At 69.3% G+C, this 2726-nt stretch carries 2 protein-coding genes; both read right to left on the bottom strand.

Translation table 11 applies throughout. The features are described from left to right. The coding region (locus ROTAS13_RS22505) for an NAD(P)/FAD-dependent oxidoreductase (RefSeq protein WP_075823498.1) at nucleotides 1-1165 on the bottom strand (1165 nt) is incomplete at its 3' end. A gap of 190 nt (nucleotides 1166-1355) precedes the next feature. After that, nucleotides 1356-2189 carry a lysine/arginine/ornithine ABC transporter substrate-binding protein gene (locus ROTAS13_RS22500; RefSeq protein ID WP_019463413.1) on the bottom strand — a complete coding sequence of 278 codons (834 nt, stop codon included), beginning with the start codon at nucleotides 2187-2189 and terminating at the stop codon, nucleotides 1356-1358. Nucleotides 2190-2726 lie beyond the last annotated feature (537 nt).

Here is a 2726-nt window from a genome sequence, read left to right as displayed (position 1 = left end):
TCGCCTTACGGTGGAGCTGTGCGTAGATGTGATCAAGAGACAGCGGCGGAGCCGGGTAGCGCAGGCCGGCCAGCCCTGTCTCCAACTGCCGCGACAGCATGGGCGAGCCTGCCGCCAGGCGGAAGACGCGGGCGCGGAGGGAAGCCAGGAGGGGCGAACGGGCGGTCATCATCCGCGTCATCAGGTCCGTGGCGCGGATCACCTGCCGCGCGAGCCCGTGCCGCCGCCCGGCCCAGAGGGCGACGGCCCCCGGTCCCTCGGCGATGGCGGCGGCGAGCGACCAGGCATCCTGGATGCCGAGATTCATGCCCTGCCCGCCAGCCGGCGAGTGGATATGCGCGGCATCCCCCAGCAGCAGGCGCCGGTCGATCTGCATCCGGGGAACCTGCCGCTGGCTGATGCGGAAAAGGTTCCACCAGGAGGGTTCGCCCAGCGTCAGCCCAGGGCGCTGGAAAGGGATCAGGGAGCCCTGCGCGGGCGGCGGCGCGTCCGGCGGCAGCAAGGCGATGGTCCGCCAATGGCCATCGGGCAGGGGAAAGCAGATCAGGGGCGCCGGGCTGTCCGGGAAGACGTGCATCCGGGCGCGGTCGAGCCCTTCCAGAGACAGGTCCGCCAGGACCAGTTGCTGCAGGTAGCGATGCCCGGGAAAGGGGAGGTCCAGGCTGTGCCGCAGGCCACTATGAGCGCCGTCGCAGCCGGCGATCCAGTCCGCCGCCACCCATTCCAGCCGCCCGTCCTGGTGGCGCAGCAGGGCGTTGCCGTTCTGCATCTCCAGGAACTCGGTGCCGAGCTCCGGCGCCGCCCCTGCTTCCGTCAGGAGCCGCTCGGTCTCGTACTGGGGCAGGATCACCATGGACGGGAAGCGCGGATGCACGTGCTGGAAGCGCAGGCGGACTTCCTGGCCGGCGGAGGGAGCGGAGGAGCCGGAGGTGCGGCCGGGGAGGTGGAAGGCCGCCCCTTCCAGCGGATGCGCGGCGGCGAGGAAGCGCTCGGCCAGCCCCAGCCTGTCCAGCACCTCCAGCGTGCGGGCCTGCACGCCCAGGGCGCGGGACCAGCGCTCGGGGCCGGTGCGGCATTCGATCAGGCGGCAGGCGATGCCGCGATGGCGGAGGGCGAGCGCCAGCGTCAACCCGGTCGGGCCAGCCCCGATGATCAGGACGCGCATCGCGTTTCCATCCCTTCGCTCCCCTTATGAATTCGCGGGGAATGACCGTTAGACTGCCACCGCCGGCATGCGGTGGCGACGGGCCGGCGGCGCCGCGCGCCATCGTGAAGGCGGCGCGCCTCCTGTCCAGGGGGCCTTTCCGGAGGGAGGGGAGCCCGGCTGGCCTCGCCGGCTCCGGGCGCCGGCAAGGTCAGGGCCGGGGCGTCACATCCAGCTTGAACCACTTCTCGGACAGCCGTTTCAAAGTGCCGTCCGCCAGGGCGGAGCTGATCGCCTCGTCGAAGCGGGTCTTCAGCGCCGCATCGGACTTGCGCAGGCCGACGCCGATGCCCGTGCCCAGCACGCCGCCGGTGAAGCCCGGACCCATGATGGCGTAATCCGCGAAGTCGGGCTTGCTCAGCGTCTCCTGGAGCGCCGTGCTGTCGGCGATGATCGCATCCAGCCGGCCGGCGGCGAGATCGAGGTCATGCTGCTCGGTGGTCTTGTACAGGCGGATATCGGCCACCGTCGCGAGGTAGCGTTCCGCGAAGGCGGCATGGGTGGTGGAGCCCTGGACGCCCACCGCCTTGCCTTTCAGGGCGGCCTGGATGCGGGCGATGCCCTGTTTCGTCGCTTCGGAACCGTCATCCAGGCTTAGCCGCTGCACGGAGCCGAGGGCGCGGGCGAGATCGGTGCCCTTCTCCACCACGATGCCGTTGCCCAGCGCCACATAGGGGCGGGAGAAGGCAATGGCCTGCTGGCGCTGTTCCGTGATCGACATGCCCGCCATGATCGCGTCGAACTTGCCGGAATTCAGGGCCGGAATCATGCCGTCGAAATCCTGTTGCACGATATTGCAGCGCGCCTGCATGCGGCGGCACAGGTCCTGGGCCAGATCGACCTCGAAGCCGTCCAGCTTGCCGTCCGGGGCGGTGAAGTTCCAGGGCGGGTAGGCGCCCTCCGTGGCGATGCGGAGGGCTGGCTCCTGGGCGCCGGCCGGTGCTGCCGGAGTGCCGAGCAGAAAGGCGCCGAGCAGGATTGCCACGGCCGGTATCGCGCTGGCCGGCTTCCATCCCAAGAACCGACGCTGCATCCGTGCCCCCTTTGTCCATGCGGCCGGGCCCATCCGGCCCTGCTGGAACCGCCTGGAGCACCGGTTGCCGCATGATGCGGGGTCTGCCGGGGTTTGGAAGGGCCGGATGCGGTGAAGGCGGCCGGAAGACGGATTTGTGAGGGGGGCCTCTCCTTCTACGCTGCGGGCATGGGATGGCTGGGCCGGTTCCGAACGACCCGATTCCGGCCGCCCGCTCGGCTGGACGCCGGGGCTCCGAAGTCAAGGTCCGAGCATTGCAATAAATGCATGGCTCGGCCCTCGGTAGGAGTCAGGATCGGGCCTTTACTGTTTTTCGGGTGGCCCGTATAAGCCCGTTCACCGGCGGCGAGGTGCTGTGAAGTGCTTCTGACGCGGGTTTCCTGCCGACAGGTTGGATGTTCACTGGAGGGGATGCTTCCTGGCGAGGGGGTATCTCTGAGGGTGGATGTTCTGTCTCTGAGGTGCGGGAATTGTTCCTTGAAGGTGTGA

It is taken from the genome of Roseomonas sp. TAS13 (assembly GCF_001950415.1).
GTDB classification, from domain to species: Bacteria; Pseudomonadota; Alphaproteobacteria; order Acetobacterales; family Acetobacteraceae; genus Roseomonas; species Roseomonas mucosa.
This window is presented reverse-complemented; position numbering and strand designations above follow the sequence as displayed.